19 protein-coding genes and 1 tRNA gene are annotated in these 18,890 nt (G+C 31.3%); 2 read left to right on the top strand and 18 right to left on the bottom strand.

Annotation, left to right across the window (positions count from 1 at the left end):
* From L8V82_RS06550 to L8V82_RS06520, 7 genes are all read right to left on the bottom strand, one after another.
* Positions 1–222: glycosyltransferase family 2 protein (locus tag L8V82_RS06550; protein WP_263724417.1), on the bottom strand; the 222-nt coding region annotated here is incomplete at its 3' end.
* A complete protein-coding gene (locus L8V82_RS06545; RefSeq protein WP_263724416.1) occupies positions 212–1,273 on the bottom strand; it encodes a glycosyltransferase in 1,062 nt (353 codons plus the stop codon). The genes L8V82_RS06545 and L8V82_RS06550, both read right to left, overlap by 11 nt.
* The gene (locus tag L8V82_RS06540; RefSeq protein WP_412175314.1) at positions 1,270–2,226 is read right to left on the bottom strand and encodes a KpsF/GutQ family sugar-phosphate isomerase; all 957 of its coding nucleotides are present in this window, start codon (positions 2,224–2,226) and stop codon (positions 1,270–1,272) included. The genes L8V82_RS06545 and L8V82_RS06540 overlap by 4 nt, the downstream gene beginning before the upstream one ends.
* A gap of 8 nt (positions 2,227–2,234) precedes the next feature.
* Positions 2,235–3,893, bottom strand: coding sequence for a polysaccharide biosynthesis/export family protein (locus L8V82_RS06535; RefSeq protein WP_263724415.1), 1,659 nt, complete (start codon positions 3,891–3,893; stop codon positions 2,235–2,237).
* The gene (locus L8V82_RS06530) at positions 3,893–5,008 is read right to left on the bottom strand and encodes a capsule biosynthesis protein (RefSeq protein WP_263724414.1); all 1,116 of its coding nucleotides are present in this window, start codon (positions 5,006–5,008) and stop codon (positions 3,893–3,895) included. The genes L8V82_RS06535 and L8V82_RS06530 overlap by 1 nt, the downstream gene beginning before the upstream one ends.
* Positions 4,998–5,669: an ABC transporter ATP-binding protein gene (locus tag L8V82_RS06525; RefSeq protein ID WP_263681948.1), complete on the bottom strand. Its 672-nt coding sequence runs from the start codon at positions 5,667–5,669 to the stop codon at positions 4,998–5,000. The genes L8V82_RS06530 and L8V82_RS06525 overlap by 11 nt, the downstream gene beginning before the upstream one ends.
* Entirely contained in the window at positions 5,666–6,442 is a 777-nt protein-coding gene (locus tag L8V82_RS06520) for an ABC transporter permease (protein ID WP_263724413.1), read from the bottom strand. The genes L8V82_RS06525 and L8V82_RS06520 overlap by 4 nt, the downstream gene beginning before the upstream one ends.
* A gap of 81 nt (positions 6,443–6,523) precedes the next feature.
* Here L8V82_RS06520 and L8V82_RS06515 point away from each other — a divergent pair, with 81 nt between their 5' ends.
* On the top strand, positions 6,524–7,321 hold the full coding sequence (locus L8V82_RS06515) for a ferritin-like domain-containing protein (protein WP_263724412.1): 798 nt from the start codon (positions 6,524–6,526) through the stop codon (positions 7,319–7,321).
* Positions 7,322–7,323: 2 nt separating this feature from the next.
* Here the strand turns inward: L8V82_RS06515 and L8V82_RS06510 are convergent.
* The 4 genes from L8V82_RS06510 to acpP all read right to left on the bottom strand — a co-directional run bounded on the left by L8V82_RS06510 (position 7,324) and on the right by acpP (position 9,879).
* Positions 7,324–7,399: transfer RNA gene (locus L8V82_RS06510), tRNA-Phe, on the bottom strand.
* Between the two features lie 68 nt (positions 7,400–7,467).
* Positions 7,468–8,403, bottom strand: a complete 936-nt coding sequence (locus tag L8V82_RS06505; protein WP_039617520.1) for an acetyl-CoA carboxylase carboxyltransferase subunit alpha — start codon at positions 8,401–8,403, stop codon at positions 7,468–7,470.
* Between the two features lies 1 nt (position 8,404).
* A complete protein-coding gene (locus L8V82_RS06500) occupies positions 8,405–9,619 on the bottom strand; it encodes a beta-ketoacyl-ACP synthase II (protein ID WP_263724411.1) in 1,215 nt (404 codons plus the stop codon).
* 26 nt (positions 9,620–9,645) lie between these two features.
* Complete coding sequence (gene acpP / locus L8V82_RS06495; RefSeq protein ID WP_039617517.1) at positions 9,646–9,879, bottom strand: acyl carrier protein; 234 nt, start codon at positions 9,877–9,879, stop codon at positions 9,646–9,648.
* A gap of 145 nt (positions 9,880–10,024) precedes the next feature.
* On the opposite strand from acpP, the gene tenA reads away from it, so the two are divergent.
* Positions 10,025–10,690: a thiaminase II gene (gene tenA, locus L8V82_RS06490; protein ID WP_263724410.1), complete on the top strand. Its 666-nt coding sequence runs from the start codon at positions 10,025–10,027 to the stop codon at positions 10,688–10,690.
* Between the two features lie 15 nt (positions 10,691–10,705).
* Here tenA and feoB read toward each other — a convergent pair whose 3' ends face one another.
* From feoB to L8V82_RS06455, 7 genes are all read right to left on the bottom strand, one after another.
* On the bottom strand, positions 10,706–12,730 hold the full coding sequence (gene feoB, locus L8V82_RS06485) for a ferrous iron transport protein B (protein WP_263724409.1): 2,025 nt from the start codon (positions 12,728–12,730) through the stop codon (positions 10,706–10,708).
* Complete coding sequence (locus L8V82_RS06480) at positions 12,730–12,957, bottom strand: FeoA family protein (protein ID WP_039617512.1); 228 nt, start codon at positions 12,955–12,957, stop codon at positions 12,730–12,732. Before L8V82_RS06480 ends, feoB begins: the two co-directional genes overlap by 1 nt.
* A 93-nt stretch (positions 12,958–13,050) precedes the next feature.
* Positions 13,051–14,391: an MmgE/PrpD family protein gene (locus L8V82_RS06475; RefSeq protein WP_263724408.1), complete on the bottom strand. Its 1,341-nt coding sequence runs from the start codon at positions 14,389–14,391 to the stop codon at positions 13,051–13,053.
* Between the two features lie 6 nt (positions 14,392–14,397).
* Positions 14,398–15,762 (bottom strand): adenylosuccinate lyase, encoded by a 1,365-nt coding sequence (purB, locus tag L8V82_RS06470; RefSeq protein WP_263724407.1) that lies wholly within the window; start codon positions 15,760–15,762, stop codon positions 14,398–14,400.
* 3 nt (positions 15,763–15,765) lie between these two features.
* Entirely contained in the window at positions 15,766–16,935 is a 1,170-nt protein-coding gene (locus tag L8V82_RS06465; RefSeq protein WP_263724406.1) for a trans-sulfuration enzyme family protein, read from the bottom strand.
* Between the two features lie 13 nt (positions 16,936–16,948).
* Complete coding sequence (dcuC, locus tag L8V82_RS06460) at positions 16,949–18,388, bottom strand: C4-dicarboxylate transporter DcuC (protein ID WP_263724405.1); 1,440 nt, start codon at positions 18,386–18,388, stop codon at positions 16,949–16,951.
* A 3-nt stretch (positions 18,389–18,391) separates the two neighbouring features.
* The gene (locus tag L8V82_RS06455; protein ID WP_012661024.1) at positions 18,392–18,754 is read right to left on the bottom strand and encodes a Rid family detoxifying hydrolase; all 363 of its coding nucleotides are present in this window, start codon (positions 18,752–18,754) and stop codon (positions 18,392–18,394) included.
* Positions 18,755–18,890 lie beyond the last annotated feature (136 nt).

Below are 18,890 nucleotides of genomic sequence, written 5' to 3'. Positions count from 1 at the left end.
TGTACTTTGTCCACCATTTTTTTTATCAAAAAGAGTGATTCTTTTATCTTTTAAAGTGTATTCTTTTGCAATATTGAGTGAGTTTTTATCTGTGCTACCATCATTTACTAGTATGATTTCTAAGTTAGTATAAGTTTGATTGATTACACTATCTAAACATTCTTTTAGATATTTTTCTACATTATATATGGGGATTACTACGCCTACGGTTTTAGTTTGCATTTAACTTCTTTTTTAATAGTCTGTATATTTTAGTATGAGATATTTTTACCAAAAAACAATTAAAAATATTTAATACATTAAAATGCTTGATTTCATATAAATATCTAGTATAAACTAAAGATTTCAAAGGAATGTATTTTTTTGTGAAATTAAATCTACCATATTCTGTAACATCTTTATCAAGCAAAGACTTTAAATGATAGCTTTTTACATTAAATAGGTTTTTATAAAAAAGTTTATGATTTTTTCGGCGGTTACTCATATAATCATTTTGATTTGGTTCTTCATGATAAAAATGATGCATATAAACTCCATGAAAACTCATTTCTTCACCAAGCAAAGAAAACCAAGCTCTAAAACCTTTAAATGAACTCAACTCCCAATTTGCCTCATCATAAGGTAGTGCTTTTGGAATTTTTTGAAATTCTACCGCACTGTAAATAAGTCTTGCTAAAAAATCAAAATCCTCATAACTATGCCCTATAAAAGCCTCACTATATCCGCCAAGACTTAAAAATTTATACCTATTTAAAATTACACTACTTGAAACTAAAGAATAAAATTTAACCCACTCTCTTTTTCCACTGATTAAATCATTTTTAATCAAACCATCCCATAAATCTTTTTCTTGCGTGTAAATAAATTCACTACCCTCTTTACTAAGATAAATAACAGGAAGTACTAAAAACTCATTAATATTTTGTGAAATATTTTTTATATCTATAAGTTGTAAAATTAACTCAAGAGTTCTTGTAGAAAAATAACAATCCACATCTAAAAACATCACCACGTCTGAATTTGCAAAAGATGCACCGAGATTACGGCATTTTCCTTGCGAGAAAAAATCTTTTTGGCTTTCATCTTTAAGGTAAATATGTCCATTTTCTTCGATAACACGCTTTAAATCATTTTCTAAAGAAGAATATCCTTCAACAAAAATATATTCAACTCTATCATCACTTTTAAACTCGCATGCTTTTTGACTAACACGATCTTTTATATAAATTCTTTCTTTACTTAAACCAAAAGGAATAATAATAGAAAGTTTCACACATTTCCTATCGCATAAAGTTGTATGATACCCACTATTTTTTCATTTTGAGTGACAACTATCTCTTTGATTTTATATTTTAACATAAGATCTTCTGCTTCACTTGCCATAGCACTTGCTTCTATGGTTTTTGGACTCTCACTCATGATTTCTTTAGCTTTAAAATCAAATCTTGGCTTATCGTTTGCCCTTAAAGCCCTTCTTAAATCCCCATCCGTGATAATCCCTACTAGTTTTTCATTCTCAAGCACTATACAAAGTCCTAACTTACCACTAGTCATCACATCAACCAACTCATTAAATTCACTCTCAGGGCTTACTATAGGTAGATTATTTGATACCATCAAATCACCTACTCTAGTTAAAAGCTTTCTACCTAAGCTTCCTCCTGGATGAAATAAAGCAAAATCATCAGGTCTAAAGTTCCTTGCTCTCATCAAAGCTACCGCTATAGCATCACCCATGGCTAAAGTAGCCGTGGTAGAAGAAGTTGGAGCTAATTGAAGCGGGCAAGCTTCTTTTTTTACTGCTATATTTATAAAAATATCTGCTTGTTTAGCTAGGGTAGAGTTTTGATTGCCCGCCATAACAATTAAAGGAATTTTTCTTTTTTTAATCACTGGTATGAGTTTTAAAACCTCTTCAGTTTCTCCTGAATTTGAAATAGCTAAAAGTACATCCTCGCTTGTAAGCATACCAAGATCTCCATGTAAAGCTTCACCTGGGTGCATAAAAAAGCTTGGAGTGCCTGTGCTAGCTAAGGTTGCAGCTATCTTAGCTCCTATATGGCCTGATTTACCCATACCACTTACTACACATCTACCTTTGATAGATAAAATCAGCTCAATGGCTTTATTAAAATCTTCATCTAAGTTATCACATAAATCTAAAATCGTTTTTGATTCTATCTCAAAAACTTCTTTGGCTATTTTAATCGCATCGATTTGACTCATCTAAATTCCTATATATTTAACACTACATTAGTTGCAATAGCTATTTGGTATAAAATTTGTGTTAGCATGCTAAAGATTTGTAAATTTTGACTATCTACTTTTGGTAAAACTAAAATAGAATCTCCTGCTTTGATATCTGCTGAGCTTCTACCGCTGTATTTAGTTGCTTTACCATTAGCATTGATTACCAAAACTCTTGATATATCAGCTCTATCGCTAAAACCACCTGCTAGATTGATATAATATCTTAATTTTTCTTTATCCATATATACAAATGCACCTGGTATAGAAACTTCACCTTGAACTAAAACAAGATTATTTTTACTAGGTACATTTACTACATCACCTTCTTCTAATACTATAGAATTATACGCTTTGACATTGTCTATAACGATTTGTCCTTTTGGTTGGGCTTGCTTTGCACGTGCAATAAATTCTAAAATCGTCTTAGCTTGAGTAGCTCTAATGCTAGCTTGCTCAGCATTTACCGAAGAACTTGTTAGAGCTAGTGTTTCAAGCTCTTTAAGCTGGGCTTCAATAAGTTGTTTTTGAGTAGCTGCTACACTTTTTCTAAAAACCTGCAAGGCATTAATGTTTGATTGATCATTAACTGTAATCATTTTAGCAAGTTCAGCTAAAGTTGTGCCTTTTTTTATCACCACCGAGTGCAAGCCACTATGCTCACCTTCTATACTAATGCTAATATTTTGCGCAGTATAATCAGGTCTAAACTCTATCTCATCGCCGTTGTATAATTTCACACCTAAAAACTGTTTTTTACTATACGCATCTACGTGTAATTTATGATCATCTCTATAGCTTTTTACCACTGCATTAGTTACTATGGGTTTAGCTCCTGCAACTTTGGCTATATCTTCTAAATTTAAAATATCATTACTTAACTCAAATCTAAAAGGTTTTTGCACATCTCCTTCTACAAAAACATACTTTTGCACACTACCCACTAAGATCACATCACCCATTCTAAAAGGAAAAAGATCAAGCTGACCTTTAAGTAAAAAGTCATATAAATCTACTTTTTTAATGACTTTATTATCTCTTAAAATTTGAATATCTCTAAAACTACCATATTCTAAATTAATACCGCTTGCTTTATCCAAATACTGTATAATAGAATCTGAACTTAGTCCTTGATAAAGGCCTGGTTGATTTACATTTCCTGTAACAAATACCGATACATTTTGATAAATATCCATATCCGCATATACATAGACATTGCTTTTATAAATTTTATTAATAGCTTTTGTAATGACTTGCACCAAAGCACTATTTTTCACACCCAAAAGATTAATAGCACCTACTTTTGGTATGAAAATATTTCCTTGAGAATCTACCGTTAAAGTTTGTATAAACTCTACTGCACCCCAAATTTTTACATTAATCCTATCGCCTACTGCTAGTTTATAGTCAGGATTGTAAACATGTTGAGTAAATTTAGTAAAGTTTCCATTAAATAAATGTGCACCAAAAACTTTAGTTATCGGAGTTTGGGTTTGATTAAAATCACTTTGGTTGTTATCATAATTTATAATTTGTGGCTCTAAAGATGGAGCCAATGGCTGATTTTGAATTTTTGCAATTTGAGAAACATCTACTGCTGAAAATAAAAACAAAGGTAAAAGTAAAAATAAAAATATCTTTTTCATTAGTATCTATGCTCCTCTATAATCATTTTAATAAATTTAACAATTCCATAAATCAAAGATAAAATCATAAAAGCCGTGAGTATATTATACAAAGCTTCTGGGTATTTAGCACTTTGAGGTAAACTTGGACTTTGCACTATAACTACCTGCTTTATCTTTCTTAAAGCCTCTATCCTGGCACTCTCATAAGCTTTTAATGCAGCTGTATAAGCACTTTCTGCAAAACCTGCTTCTATGGTTAGATCTTGAAATTTAGCTGCAAGATCGTTGAGTTTTTGAGAGGATTTTGGAGATGAAACTTTGGATTTTTCTTTTTGAAGTTGTTTTTTCAAAGCTGTGATTTCACTTTTTATAGTGACAATTTGCGGTGCATTGTCGTTTATATAGCTTTGCATCATTAAAAGCTCAGCTTCTTTAGCTGCTATTTTTGATTCAAGTTCAGCAATGAGTTTTAGAGTGCCTTCTGCTTGTTTAAGTGGATCAAATACTCCGTATTTGTTTTGAAAAGCTAAAAGTTCATCTTTAGCTTTTTGATATCTTTTTTTAAATTGCAAAAGCTCTTCTTCGGCAAATTGCATTTGATCTCTTGCGGCTTTATGTGAAATTTCATTGATAAATTTTTCACTTTCTTTAACTATAGTTGAAGCTATCAAATGTGCACTTTGTGGGTCAAAACCTTCTACTTCTACACGTAAAAGCCCATTAGCTGAGTTTTCTTGAGTAATCTTAACACGGTTTTGATAATACTTTAAAAATTTTTCTTGATTAGCAGATGAAGAAATACTATAAAAAAAATCAAGTTTTTGTTTTTGGTATAACTCACGAATTTGAATTTTTTCTTCTAAGATATTTAGCATATCTAAAGAATGGATGTAAGATTTTAAGAAAGTTATATCCTCGCTCGAAAAAGAATTATTAGTCAAAAGTGCAGCAATGCCTGTGATAGCTCCGCTATCTCCTGTGGTTGATTTCACACTTAAAACACTTTCACTCACATAGCGATTTGCTGCTATAAAAATATAATAAAATACAACAAATGCCGTTAAAATCAATACTATTTTAAAAGAATTAAGTATCTTTAAATTTTTAAACTTTTTTAATAAATCATTTTGCATTTATTTTTCCTTGATACACCGCTATACCCTCATCTACATCATCATATATAGTAGCTTGTCCATCTTGCATAAATATAATTTTATCACACCATTGTTTAATTTCAGCTACATTATGTGAAACCATGATAACTTTTGATCTACTTAATTTTTCTTTATAGATTCTAGAGCTTTTTTCTCTAAATTTAGGATCCCCCACAGCACCTGCTTCATCAATCAAATAATAATCAAAATCAAATGCCATACTTAAGCCAAAAGATATCCTAGCACTCATGCCTGCTGAGTAAGTGTTCATAGGCTCATCAAAAAATTTACCAAGCTCAGCAAAATCTTCAACAAATTTAATCTTTTCTTCTAATGCCTTTCCTTTATAACCATATACTCTAGCCACAAAGCGCGCATTGTCCCTTGCTGAAAGTCTGTGTTGAAAAGCACCTGCCAAACCTAAAGGCCAAGATAGTTTTTTATTAGTGATAATCTTACCTCTATCAGGAAGCAAGGAACCACTTAAAAGTTTCATTAAGGTTGATTTTCCAGCACCATTGCGCCCCATTAAACCTATACTGCAATTTTCAGGAAATTCAAAACTTAAATTTTTAAAAACATAATGTCTTCCACCATTACGCAAAGGAAAAGATTTGGTTAAATTAACTAATTTTATCATCGCACCGCTATCAACTTTTCTCTAGTAAAATAATAAAAAAACAATCCCAAAAACAAAACCACACTTAAACATGCAATAGGGTAATAATAATTATAATCATCAAGCAATGGATAATTTTGAAAAAAATTATATTTTAAAAGTTCCATAATATGCAAAAGCGGATTATAATATAAAATGTCTAAAATAGGTTTTGGAACTATCCATATAGGAAATACCACCAAAGCTGTCCAGTATAAAACTATATTTAAATAATTTAATGCCATTTTTAAAGGCTCTGCAAAATGTCCTGCTATAGCAAAACACATTCCCATAGCAAAGCCAAACATCACAAGCAAAAAAAGCGAAAACATCACTTCTAAAAAATGCTTAGGTATAACTTGCATATGCAAAAACCATCCTGCTAAAAACATTACACAAATAAAAATAGTAAAATAAATACAAAACTCAAGCAATGCTCTTGCAATAAAAACATGTATAGGACGAATAGGTTTATAAGAAAAAAGAGCTAGATTTGCACCTATACCATTTAAAAGCTGAGTAATAATACTTCTAAACATAAAAAAAGGTATAATTCCTACTGCCAAAAATAAAAAGATAGAAACACCTTCAGGCATGATTTGATGATGAAATTCTCTAATAGCTGCTATAATGGAAGTGATTACCAAAACCACCATCATAGGCTCTCCGATCACCCAAAAATAGCCCAAATATTTATTAATACCGAATCTTGTCTTTAACTCTCTAAAAAAAAGAGCATGTATGACATTAAACATATTTTTAGCAAACCTTTTTAAATTTTCAAAATTTTTATATTATACTTTTTTATCTTATATAATATTTAACAAGGTTTAAAAATGAAAAGAAATTTCTTTGAAGAATTAGAAAAAATTTTATATCACAAAGATATTTTTAAAAAGATTGAATTATTTAATGAGTTTTATGAAAATTTTAAATCTAATTTGTATGATTTTAATCATTCACATGAAGCGATCATTTGTGAAAACTCACAAGTTAAAATCCTTCATCCTATGAAAATAAGGCGCCCAAAAGAGGCAAATAGCACTTTATCTTTAGCTAAAATCTTACATTCAGTTGCACATATAGAATATAGTGCTATAAATTTAGCATTAGATGCTAGTTATAGATTTAAAAACTTGCCATTGAAATTTTATCAAGATTGGCTTGAGGTGGCTGATGAGGAAATTAAGCATTTTTTACTTTTAGAAAAAACTTTAAATGAACTTGGTTTTAAATATGGAGATTTCCATGCGCATGATAATCTTGAAAAAGCCTTGTTTTTAACCAAAGATAATCTTGCTCACAGAATGGGCATAGTGCATAGAGGACTTGAAGCAAAAGGACTTGATGCTAATCCTTTTGTTTTAGAAAAATTAAACACAACTAATCATCCTATAAAAAGTTTATTTAGTGAAATTTTTACCATTATACTAAATGATGAGATTAAACATGTAAATAAAGGGGATTTTTGGTGGAATTATGCAAAAAAAGAAAATGATAGTTACCTTGATCTTTGCGCCAAATATAAAGAATTTAATCTTTTAGGAAAAGTATATAACAAAACAGCTAGAATTCAAGCAGGATTTAACGAAAATGAACTTCAAGAATTAGATGATTTTTATAATAGAAAATGAAATGGTGGTTAGAGGCAGAATCGAACTGCCGACACGCAGATTTTCAGTCTGCTGCTCTACCGACTGAGCTATCCAACCACTGAATTGAAGTTGTAATTATACAATAGTTTTTTTAAAAAAAGTTGAAATTTGCATAAAAATGCAAATTATTCAGAAAAAGCTCCAAATTTAAAGATTTTTTGCATTCTCAATGCAGCTAATTCGCGTTTATCGTATTGTTCTAATTCTTCTATAGCTTTTAAGACATAATCACTTAAATTTTTAATCGCATTTTCTTTATCTCTATGAGCTCCACTCATTGGCTCTTCGATAACATCATCAATCAAACCTTGAGTTTTTAAATCATCAGCAGTTACTTTCATGGCTTTAGTAGCAGCTTCACTTTTTGATGGATCATTCCATAAAATAGCAGCACAACCCTCAGGTGAAATCACAGAAAAAACTGAATTTTTCATCATAGCAAGTTTATCAGCTACTCCTATGGCTAAAGCGCCACCGCTTCCACCTTCGCCTATAACTACTGCTATAGTGATTGTTTTAAGAGCGCTTAATTCATATAAATTTCTAGCTATAGCTTCACTTTGACCACGCTCTTCAGCACCCACTCCTGGGTAAGCACCCGGGGTATCTACCAAAAATAACACCGGTATGTCAAATTTTTCAGCCATTTTTGCTACTCTTAGAGCTTTTCTATAACCTTCAGGATGAGGCATACCAAAATTTCTGTGAAGTTTATCTTTAGTACCTCTACCTTTTTGCTCACCTATAACAATAACTTTTTTACCACCTATATAGCCCGCATAACACACAATAGCAGGATCATCTCTAAAAGCACGATCGCCATGAATTTCATAAGCATCACTTAATATAGCTTGGATATAATCAAGCGCATAAGGACGATCAGGATGTCTTGCAAGCTGTAAGCGTTGGTAATCGCTTAAATTTTTATAAACTTTTTGAGTTTCTTTTTCAAGATTTTTTTCTAAAATTTTTACTGCTTCATCATCGCCTTTGATTTTAGCATTTGCTAAATCCTCATCAATTTGCTGAATATTTTTTTCAAAATCTAAATAAGAAGCCATATTAATCTACTTTTTTGAAAATCACACAACCATTTGTTCCACCAAAACCAAAAGAATTGCTCATTACTACATTAACTTCGCTTTTTCTTGCAGTATTTGGTATATAGTCAAGATCACAGTTTTCATCTGCTACGATTTGATTAATAGTTGGCGGTAATATACCTTGATCAAGTGCCATTAAAGAAATAACAGCTTCAATTGCTCCAGCAGCACCTAAACAATGTCCTGTTTGACCTTTTGTAGAACTAACTAAAGGAATTTGTTCTTTAAAAAGCTCTTTAATAGCTGCCGTTTCATTTTTATCATTTACCGGAGTAGAAGTTCCGTGCGCATTAATATAATCTACTTTTGGATTTCCTGCCATTTTTAAAGCTTTTTTCATAGCACGCAACGGTCCTTCTAAAGTAGGCGAAGTGATATGATGCGCATCCGCACTTTCGCCAAAACCTACTAACTCAGCATAAATTTTAGCTCCACGCTTTTTAGCAGCCTCATACTCTTCAAACACTAAAGCACCTGCACCCTCGCCCATTACAAAACCATCTCTTTCTTTATCAAATGGTCTTGAAGCTTTAGCTGGATCATCATTTCTAGTAGAAAGAGCTTTCATAGCAGCAAAGCCACCTATACCCACAGCACAAATGGCTGCTTCAGCACCTACTACAAGCATTTTATCTGCATTGCCTAAAGCTATGCTTTTATAAGCTTCGCCTATAGCATGAGTTCCTGCTGCACAAGCAGTTACGCATGAGATATTTGGTCCTTGTAATCCATGCTCGATAGAAATAATCCCGCCAAGCATATTAACTAAAGCTGATGGTATGAAAAAAGGAGTAATTTTACGTGGTCCACGCTGTGCGCAAGTAACGGAATTTTTTTCTATATTTGGTAAACCACCTATACCAGCTGCTGAAACTACACCAAATTCTTCTTTATTTAAAGTTTCATCAAATTTAGCATCTTCCATAGCTTCTCTTGCTGCTTTAATACCAAGTTGTATAAAACGATCTATTTTTTTAACCTCTTTAGCATCACAGACACTTAAAGGATCAAAATTTTTTACTTCAGCAGCAATTTGCACTGGAAAATCAGTGGTATCAAAAAGAGTGATTTTATCAACGCCACTTTTACCATCACAAATTGCTTTAAATGAGCTATCTTTGTCTAAGCCAAGGGCATTGATCATTCCTATACCTGTTACTACAACGCGTTTCAAACCGCACTCCTTATTAAAAATTAAAATTATTTTTGAAGATTTTCTATATAATTAACAACATCTTCGATTTTTACTAGTTTTTCAGCATCACTGTCTGGAATTTCTACATCAAATTTTTCTTCTAAAGCCATAACTAATTCAACAACATCTAAAGAATCTGCACCTAAATCTTCAATGATTTTAGATTCCATTTTAACTGCATCTTCATCAACACTAAGTTGCTCAACAACTACTTTTTTTACATCATCAAAAATTGCCATTTTTATCTCCTAGTTTAAAAAATTAAACCACATTTTACAATAAAAAAATAAATTTCTTGTTTAAAAAGTTAAAAATTAAAGATTATTACGAAAAATTTAATTATCTGTGTTTAAATAAAAGCTTAATTTTTAACAAAGGAAATTAATGCTTTTGGATAGACTTATAAAAGAAAATAAAAAAACTTGGGATCAATACATCTATCATGAATTTGTAAAAAAACTTCAAAATGGCACTTTAAAAAAAGATGTATTTTTGTTTTATCTTAAACAAGATTATATCTTTTTAAATAATTATGCAAAATGCTATGCTTTGCTTGCTTTAAATGCAAATAATGCTAAAGAAATTCAATTTGCTATTAAAAATCAAAACTACACTTTAGAAGGAGAATTAGAGCTTCATAGAAGTATTTTAAAACTAGGCATTGATGTAGAAAAACTAAATTATAAAGATGAAAGTTTAACTAATATTGCTTATACAAGATACTTACTAAGCGTGGGACAAAATGGAGATTATTTGGATATGTTGTGTGCTTTGAGTGCTTGTGCTATAGGTTATGCATACATAGGAGAAGAAATTTATAAAGGACTTAATGAAAAAAGCTTAGAAAATCACCCTTACAAAGAGTGGATTTTAACCTATGCGGGTAAAGAATTTCAAGATGAAATCAAAGAATTTAAAGACTTTTTTAATTCTTATGCAAATAGCATTAGTGAAGAAAAATTTAAAAAATTAAACGAAATTTTTTATACTACTGTAAGACTTGAAACAGCCTTTTGGCAACACTCTTTAGAGCAAAAAATGGAAATTTAATCATCATAAAGATGATTAAATTATCAATTTAGCAATATTAATCCCAAAAAAAGCAACTAAATACGCACATAAAGATGTAAATATAAAAAGATACCATGCATATTTTTTATTTCCTGCTTCTTTAGCAAAAACTATAGTTGCTGCAAAACAAGGATTATAAATCATAACAAAAAGTATAAAAGCTACTGCTGTGCTAAAAGGAATGTTTTCTTTTATGGCTTCTTGTAAATTTAAACTTGTTTCATCAACCTCATCACCTAAAGAATAAAGCACACCCATAGTAGAAATCATCACTTCTTTAGCAGCTAAACCACTTACCAAAGATACACTAAGTTTCCAATCAAAGCCAAGTGGTGCAAAAATAGGCTCTATTGCTTTACCAAATTGTCCAAGATAACTATTTTCTATCTGAAGCTCTTGAGTTAAAGCATTTTGAGTATTATTTTCTTGTGCAGGAAAATTACTTGCAAACCAAATAAGCAAAGAAGCTATTAAAATAAATGTTCCTGCTTTTTTTAAATACATTTTGGCTTTGTTAAACACCATAAACCATACCAAATTCCAATTTGGCATTCTATATTTTGGCATTTCCATTACAAAGGGTTCATCTTGTCCTCTAAAAGCACTCATTCTTAAAATCTTAGCTGCAATCAAACCCAAAAATACACCCAAAAGATAAATCCCAAAAAGATAATTTCCCGCCACATCAGCAGGAAAAAACACTCCGACAAAAAGCACATATACAGGAAGTCTTGCACCACAACTCATAAAATTAATAATAAAAAGAGTTAATAATCTATCTTTTTTATTTTTTAAAGTTCTTGTAGCCATAAATGCAGGTACTGAACAACCAAAACCCGTGATTAAAGGAATAAAACTTTTACCATGTAAGCCAAATTTATATAAAATTCCATCTAATAAAAAAGCAACCCTAGCCATATATCCGGTTGTTTCAAGTAAGGCTATACCAAAAAATAAAATCATAATATTTGGTAAAAAAGTTATAACCGCACCAACCCCACCTAAAACACCATCAGCTAAGGCTGAAGCGATGAATTCATTGCTAATATTATTCTTTACCATATCACCTAAATTAGCAAAAAACATTTCTATATAATCCATAGGGATTTGACCTAAAGTAAAGGTTAGTTGAAATAAAGCCCACATAAAAAACAAAAATATAGGAATTCCTAAAAATTTATTGATTAAAATAGAATCTATTTCTTTGGTATGATTTTTATACTTAACACCCTTACTTAAAACCTTAGCACATATACCATTTGTAAAAGCAATTAGTTCTTCTTTAAAAATACTTTCCATATCTTTGCTATGATATGCCATATAAATTTTTTCTAAAGTTTCATCAAGTATTTTTCTCAAAGCATGTGAAATGACTATATTAGCTTCATTTTTAAGCAAAGCAAGTGCTAAATCTTTTGTAGAAAAATCTAAATAAGTAATTTCATTTTGATTTAAAAAATCACTTATTTTGGCAAGTTCTTCTTCTATGATATCACTATAAACACGCTCTTTAGCTTCAAATTTAGCTTCATGGGTTGAAATGATTAAATCCAAAAGTGCATTTAGATTTTCTTTAGTTTTAGCACACACGCCAAGACAAGGTGTATTTAGAAGTTGGGATAAAATTTTAAAATCTATACTAAAACCTTCATTTTTAGCTTCATCTTGCATATTTAAAGCCATAATCATTTTGGTTTTAGCCTCTATTAAAGATGCACTCAAAATCAAATTACGCTCTAAATTTGTAGAATCAAGCACATTTACTACAAGATCAAATTTACCCTTTTTTAAAAAATCTTTTGTAATTTTTTCTTCTTCACTATAACCATCTAATGCATAAGTTCCTGGTAAATCTATAAATTTAAACTCATAATTTTTATAAACTAATCTAGCCTCAGCCTTTTCAACCGTAACACCACTAAAATTTCCAACTTTCATATTAGCTTTACAAAGTGCGTTAATTAATAAACTTTTACCAACATTTGGCTGACCTACTAAAGCAACGATGATTTCTTTCATTAAAACTCTTTTGAAATTTGTATTATTTTTGCTTCACTTGAGCGTAAAATCACGCAAGTTGTATCAAGTTCTACCATAATAGTAGAATTTGCAATAGAAGAGCGAATTTTTTTAACTTTTTTGTTTTTTGCAAAACCAAAACTAAAAAGTCTTGCTTGGAGTTGTTTATCTGCTTCAAAGCCTACTATAAGAGCTTCTTCATTATCTTTTAATGTATCTAAAGTCATGTTTTTCCTTACAAAAACTAAGATAAAACATTATATAAAAAATTAAATTATTTCTTTTTTAAAATAATAAGCAATCTCAAAAAAATGAGATTGCTAGAAATCAAAATCATTTAGATTTTCTAAATTTTGAAGCTTTTTGACTAATTCCTCAGCCTTTTCTAAAGAAAGTGCTATGCTAGCATTGGAAAGAAATTTATCTTCTAATTCGTCAAAACTTAAAGGATTATCAAAATTTCCTTTGTTAATCAGTACATCTTTTTTAATTACTCTTCCATCATTTAAAACAGCTTCTAAATGTCCTGGAAAGTATTTAGGGAAACCGCTAGATTTTTTCTTTTCATAGCTAATTTTTTTAGCAAATTCTATTAGTTCAGCTCTATTTAAATCTTCATAAGATTTTAAAGTAATTTTGCCATCAAAAAATGCCAAAGCCATTAAAAAAGGCATGGAAAATTTAGCAGCATAAGCACTTTGCGGAGTGTATTTTGCTTCTATTGGATCACAGATAAATGAAATTGGCACCTCATCTACAAAACAATGTATACTTTTGATATCTTGTGCTTTTAAGCCATCATTCCTTAAACTCATAGCACAATCAATAAGCCCATGTGCAAAATGACAACTTGGATAAGGTTTTAGTGAAACTTGCATTACTTGCCAAATTTCATTCAAACCCTTACAAAGTTCATTTTTATCACACTCATCTTCTAAGCCAAAAGTTCTAAAGATATTATCCCTTCCTTCAAATATACTCAAAGGACCGCTCATATTAGCTTTTGCGCAATTTGCTACTAAAATTCCATTTTTCAAAGCATTAGCTATGTGTAAAACTTTAGAATTAGACCCATTAGATAAAAACTCATTCACCCCACTTGCAAAACTTCCTGCTAAACCTAGTGCATTGATGATTTGTTCTTTGTTTAAATCAAGCAAAACACAGCTTGCAGCCACACTACCAAAAATTCCTGCTATAGCTGTAGTGTGAAAGCCGCGTTTATGGAAACTTCCTTTGCTTGCTATACCCACTCTAGCAGCAATTTCCCAACCAACTATAAAAGCTTTTAAAACTTTTTTTCCATCTTTACTTACGCTAAATCCATAAGTTAAACAAAGCGGAGTTAAAATAGCACTAGCGTGCAAAATAGCTTCAGTATGAGTATCATCAAAATCAAGGGCATGCGCTGCAATAGCATTTACCATCGCAGCATAAATTACATCAAGCTTTTTATCCCCGCTCCAAATTTTTTCACTAGGATTTACGCTTAAAGCTTCAAAAGCCTTAGTTGCATTTAAAACACAAGCTTCATTTTTAGCAGCTAGGGCTGTTCCTAGTGCATCAAGCATAAGCTCTTTTGCTCTTTGCTTTACTTCACTAGGGATAGCTTCATAGTCTAAATTTACGATAAATTCGGCTAGTTTTTCACTTAAATACATTTTTTCCTACTTTAGAATTGGTGCATTAGTGATTTTTTCTAAGAACTCATCAACTAATTTTGGTGCATAACCTACATAAGTTGTAGCATCCATTAAAGTATCGATATCTTTTTCACTTAAAACCTTACTCACACGCTCATCTTCAAGTAAAACTTCTTTGAAAGTTTTATGATTTTCTATGCCTCTCATAGCATTTTCATAAACAATTTCATGTGCATGTTGCTTACCATAATGATCGCTTAAAGCAAACATCACGCGCTCTGCTAATACAAAGCCATTAAGCGTATCAAGATTTTTTAACATTTTGTCTTTTTTAACTTCTAAATCATCAAAAACAAATTTCATATTTGCTAATACCACTGAAAGCATTAAAAACGCTTCTGGTAAAAGCTTCCATTCCATTTTCCAAACTTGACCATCTCTTTCATGCTCATGTCTTTCTATATCGCTTAAAATTGCAATATTAGCTCTTAGGGCATTACTCACAGTCACTGCGTTTTCACTTACTGCAGGATTTCTTTTATGAGGCATAGTAGAGCTTCCTACTTGACCTTTTCCAAAAGGCTCAGCAATTTCATCGATTTCATTATGAGCTAAGATTAAAAGTTGATGTGCGATTTTGTTAAAGGTTGCATTGATATTACCTAAAACATAACCAAGCTCGATAAAACGATCTCTTGCTGGTTGCCATGAGATATCAGGAACTTCTAAACCTAAACTTTCTAAAGTAAGTTTTTCTACTTCATTAGCTTTGTCACTTAAGCTTGCTTTAGTCCCCACTGCACCTACGATTAATCCTACATATAATCTTTTTTCAAGTTCGATAATTCTTTCATAGTGGCGATTAAGCTCACTAAGCCAAATTGCAACTTTGTGTCCAAAAGTTATAGGTAAAGCTTGTAAAGCTAAGGTTCTTCCCATCATTGCAGTGTTTTTATGCTCTTTTGCGATTTTTGCTAAATTTTTAGCTATATCTTTTAAATCTTGCTTGATTAAAGTCATAGCTTCTTTAAATTGTAAAACTAAGCCTGTATCAATGATATCTTGCGTTGTTACACCAAAATGTACATATTCACCAAGACCATTTTCACAAGCTTTTTCTAAACCACGCACAGTAGGTACTAAAGGGTGTTTGGTCTTTTTAAACTCAGCAAAAATAAAATCCATATCCATAAATTTATAATGCGCTTTTTTAGCTATTTCTATAGCTGCTTCATTAGGGATAATGCCAAGTTTTGCTTGAGCTTTTGCTAGGGCAGCTTCTACATCAAGCCATTTTTGAATTCTATTTTCTTCACTAAAAATAGCTCTCATTGCAGGAGTGCTCCAAGAATCTTGAAGCAACCTCATATCAAATACACTCACACCCATGCTTTATCCTTTAAAATTTATTTTTTCAAATGCTTGTTTTAAATCAGCAATCAAATCCTTACTATCTTCAAGACCTATATGAAATCTCACAAAAGGCCCTCTAGCACTCCAATCTGTTGCTGTTCTTGGCGGAGTAGTAACAGTAGCTAAACTCTCATATCCACCCCAGCTTGCACCGATTGAAAAATATTCTAAATTATCTACAAACTCAATAGCTTGTTCTTTTGAAATACCATCTGCAAATTCAATCGTTACCATACCATTAGCACCTTTATGATCGCGCATAAAAACTTCATGGTTTGGATGAGTTTTTAATTTTGGATAAAAAATTGTTTTAATTTCTTTTCTACTTTGTAAAAACTCTACTACCTCATCTGCACTTTTTTCATGAGCTTTCATTCTTACATCTAAAGTTCTCATACCACGAAGTACTAAATAAGCATCATCAGGACTTGTAGTAAATCCTAAAGCTTCTGGTAATTTGTCAAAATTTTTCCATTCTTTTTCATTAATTACTACTATACCCATAGTAACATCTGAATGCCCACTTAAGTACTTAGTCGCTGCAATCACTGAAATATCCACGCCAAGCTCAAGCGGATTTAAAAAATACCCACTTGAATAAGTATTATCAATCGCTACTGGTATGTTATGTTTATGCGCAATTTCACAAAGTTTTGGCAAATCTATGATTTCATAAAGTATAGAACCTGGGCTTTCACAAAGGATTAATTTTGTGTTTGGTTTGATTTTTTCTTCTACATCAGAAGCATCAGCTTTTAAAAAGTCAATTTCTACACCCATTTTAGTTAAAAATAAATCACAAATTGTTCTAACAGGTCCATAAATAGCATCAGTGATTAAAAAATGAGCATCTTTGCTAGCATAATTTAAAAGCACCATAGCTAATGCTGCAAGTCCTGTTGGGAAAAGTTGCGCTCTATGGCCTCCTTCAAGCGCACAAATTAGTTTTTCAAGTTCAAAATTAGTTGCTGTTCCTCTAGCACCATAGCTTAAAACACGATCTGTTTTTCTTAGCTCGCGGTATTTTTGCCAAGTTGCATGATCTTTAAAAAGTATAGTTGATGCACGCATTAAGGTTGGATTAACTGATCTTACTTCAGCATTTTGATCGCCTCTTCCTAGGTGGATTAATTTAGTTTTGTTGTTCATTTTGTACTCCTTTTTATAGATAAATATAAGTCATAATCACATTAACAATAGCAGCTACAAGCATAGGAATAGCTGTTCTTTTTACAACTTGTAATGGATTTACTTTAGCCATAGCTGAAATTGCCAAAATAGCAGGTGCAATAGGTGAAACACATCTACCAAAACCTGTCATGATTTGAATAGGTGCTATCATAGCTATGGTTTCAACACCAAAAGATTTTGCTATATTTGGGATAAGTGGCGCAAAAGAGAAAAATGCTGCATTTCCTGAACCCATTAAAAATGCACATACAGCAAGCAAAATAGAAACTGCTATAATAATAGCAAGCACTCCAAAACCTGCATCTTTTGCAAAACCTATTAAAGTATCCACAAAGCCAACTGATAAAAGTCCGCTTGCAAAAACTTGACCACAAACGATCAAAGAAACTGTGATTACAAACAAATGTCCCATACCTTTGAAAAATACCATAATAGAATTTAAAGTATCAATCAAACTTCTATAACGAATGATTTCAAAAATAATCGCTATAAAGGTTGAAATCATCATAGCAACCGGTACATTCATTTTAATAGCAGTAGATGAAGCTGCTTTAACCTCTTCCATAGTAGTAAGCCCCATTAACACCATAATGCTATCTAAAACACTACTAAAGCCCAAAATCAATACTAAAGGTATAATAGGTAAAATTGCATAAATTCTAGGTGGTTTTTTAAGCTCTTCACTTTTGCCATCATGTTCTGCTAATTCTTTTTCAACATCATCACGGTTAAATGTGAAATTTTCTTTTTTATCAAAATATTTTGAGCAAAAATAAATCGCAATACCTACTGCTATGATAATAGGCACAGTTGTAGGAAGCTGATAATGCACAAAATATACCGCAGGATCAATTTCAGCTGTTTTTGCAGCCAAAATCACATTACCACTACCTGGACCATGGTCAATGTATTGACAAATAGCGATAATTGAAAGTGCAGAAAGCTTAGAAACGCCTGAGCGCACCAAAATAGGATACATTGTAACCATAAGCAAAAGTGCTAAACCTGCATGTGAAGGTATAAAAAGCACTAAAAACTGGATTACAAAATATGAAACTAGCAATAAAATATAAGGTGATTTTACTGCCTTTAAAGGTCTTTCAAATACTTTAAATAAAGCATAGCTTGCACCCACATGATCCATATAAGCAGAAAATCCTGCTATACACATCAAAGTAAGTCCAAGACCTGCTAATGTACTTGACATTTTGGTATTTACTACTTGGAAAATATCAAAAAGACCTAAATGCAAAGATTGCTTTTCACTAATAATAGGAGAAAGTCCAAAAATTCCTGCCAAAGCTAGCAAGAATAAACCACTTAAAAGCAACGCCATATGAGCGTTGATTTTTTTATAGAGCATAAATACAAGTAAAAATACAGAACATCCTGCAAAAAATAAACCCAACATGCTCTATCCTTTATGAGCAATAACCTCTATCTCCACTTTAGCACCCTTAGGAAGATCTTTTACCGCAAAAGCACTTCTTGCAGGATATGGAGCTGCGAAAAATTCAGAATAAACCTCATTGAAAGCCACAAAATCATCGATATTTGCTAAAAAGCAAGTTGTTTTAACCACATTGTTAAAATAAAGATTATTTTCTTCTAATATAGCCTTAATATTTAACAATGATTGTCTTGTTTGTTCTTTCACATCTTCACTTTCTATATTTCCACTTTCTGGATTAATAGGAAGTTGTCCTGAAATAAATAACAAACCATTAGCTTCTCTATAAGCTGAATATGGTCCTATAGCCTTTGGATAATTTGCCATGTATACTCCTTGTGTTTAAATGAAATCATAATATAATATTATCATCATAATAATAAATTGTCAATATTTTTTTATCATAATAATAATTTTTTTTATTGTTATAAATATTAACAACTTTGATGAAAATATTTTGTAA

This window comes from Campylobacter sp. IFREMER_LSEM_CL2151 (assembly GCF_025771725.1).
Lineage (GTDB): Bacteria > Campylobacterota > Campylobacteria > Campylobacterales > Campylobacteraceae > Campylobacter_D > Campylobacter_D lari_C.
Note: the sequence above shows the minus strand (reverse complement) of the source record. Positions and strands in the feature narration are given on the sequence as shown.

What these genes read in the sequence shown, in the direction of transcription:
- dcuC (WP_263724405.1), bottom strand. Translation starts at nt 18,388, where the DNA reads ATGTTGGGTTTATTTTTTGCAGGATGTTCTGTATTTTTACTTGTATTT.
- L8V82_RS06535 (WP_263724415.1), bottom strand. Translation starts at nt 3,893, where the DNA reads ATGAAAAAGATATTTTTATTTTTACTTTTACCTTTGTTTTTATTTTCA.
- L8V82_RS06455 (WP_012661024.1), bottom strand. Translation starts at nt 18,754, where the DNA reads ATGGCAAATTATCCAAAGGCTATAGGACCATATTCAGCTTATAGAGAA.
- L8V82_RS06540 (WP_412175314.1), bottom strand. Translation starts at nt 2,226, where the DNA reads ATGAGTCAAATCGATGCGATTAAAATAGCCAAAGAAGTTTTTGAGATA.
- L8V82_RS06465 (WP_263724406.1), bottom strand. Translation starts at nt 16,935, where the DNA reads ATGAACAACAAAACTAAATTAATCCACCTAGGAAGAGGCGATCAAAAT.
- acpP (WP_039617517.1), bottom strand. Translation starts at nt 9,879, where the DNA reads ATGGCAATTTTTGATGATGTAAAAAAAGTAGTTGTTGAGCAACTTAGT.
- L8V82_RS06505 (WP_039617520.1), bottom strand. Translation starts at nt 8,403, where the DNA reads ATGGCTTCTTATTTAGATTTTGAAAAAAATATTCAGCAAATTGATGAG.
- L8V82_RS06475 (WP_263724408.1), bottom strand. Translation starts at nt 14,391, where the DNA reads ATGTATTTAAGTGAAAAACTAGCCGAATTTATCGTAAATTTAGACTAT.
- L8V82_RS06520 (WP_263724413.1), bottom strand. Translation starts at nt 6,442, where the DNA reads ATGTTTAATGTCATACATGCTCTTTTTTTTAGAGAGTTAAAGACAAGA.
- tenA (WP_263724410.1), top strand. Translation starts at nt 10,025, where the DNA reads ATGCTTTTGGATAGACTTATAAAAGAAAATAAAAAAACTTGGGATCAA.
- L8V82_RS06530 (WP_263724414.1), bottom strand. Translation starts at nt 5,008, where the DNA reads ATGCAAAATGATTTATTAAAAAAGTTTAAAAATTTAAAGATACTTAAT.
- L8V82_RS06525 (WP_263681948.1), bottom strand. Translation starts at nt 5,669, where the DNA reads ATGATAAAATTAGTTAATTTAACCAAATCTTTTCCTTTGCGTAATGGT.
- feoB (WP_263724409.1), bottom strand. Translation starts at nt 12,730, where the DNA reads ATGAAAGAAATCATCGTTGCTTTAGTAGGTCAGCCAAATGTTGGTAAA.
- L8V82_RS06480 (WP_039617512.1), bottom strand. Translation starts at nt 12,957, where the DNA reads ATGACTTTAGATACATTAAAAGATAATGAAGAAGCTCTTATAGTAGGC.
- L8V82_RS06515 (WP_263724412.1), top strand. Translation starts at nt 6,524, where the DNA reads ATGAAAAGAAATTTCTTTGAAGAATTAGAAAAAATTTTATATCACAAA.
- purB (WP_263724407.1), bottom strand. Translation starts at nt 15,762, where the DNA reads ATGGGTGTGAGTGTATTTGATATGAGGTTGCTTCAAGATTCTTGGAGC.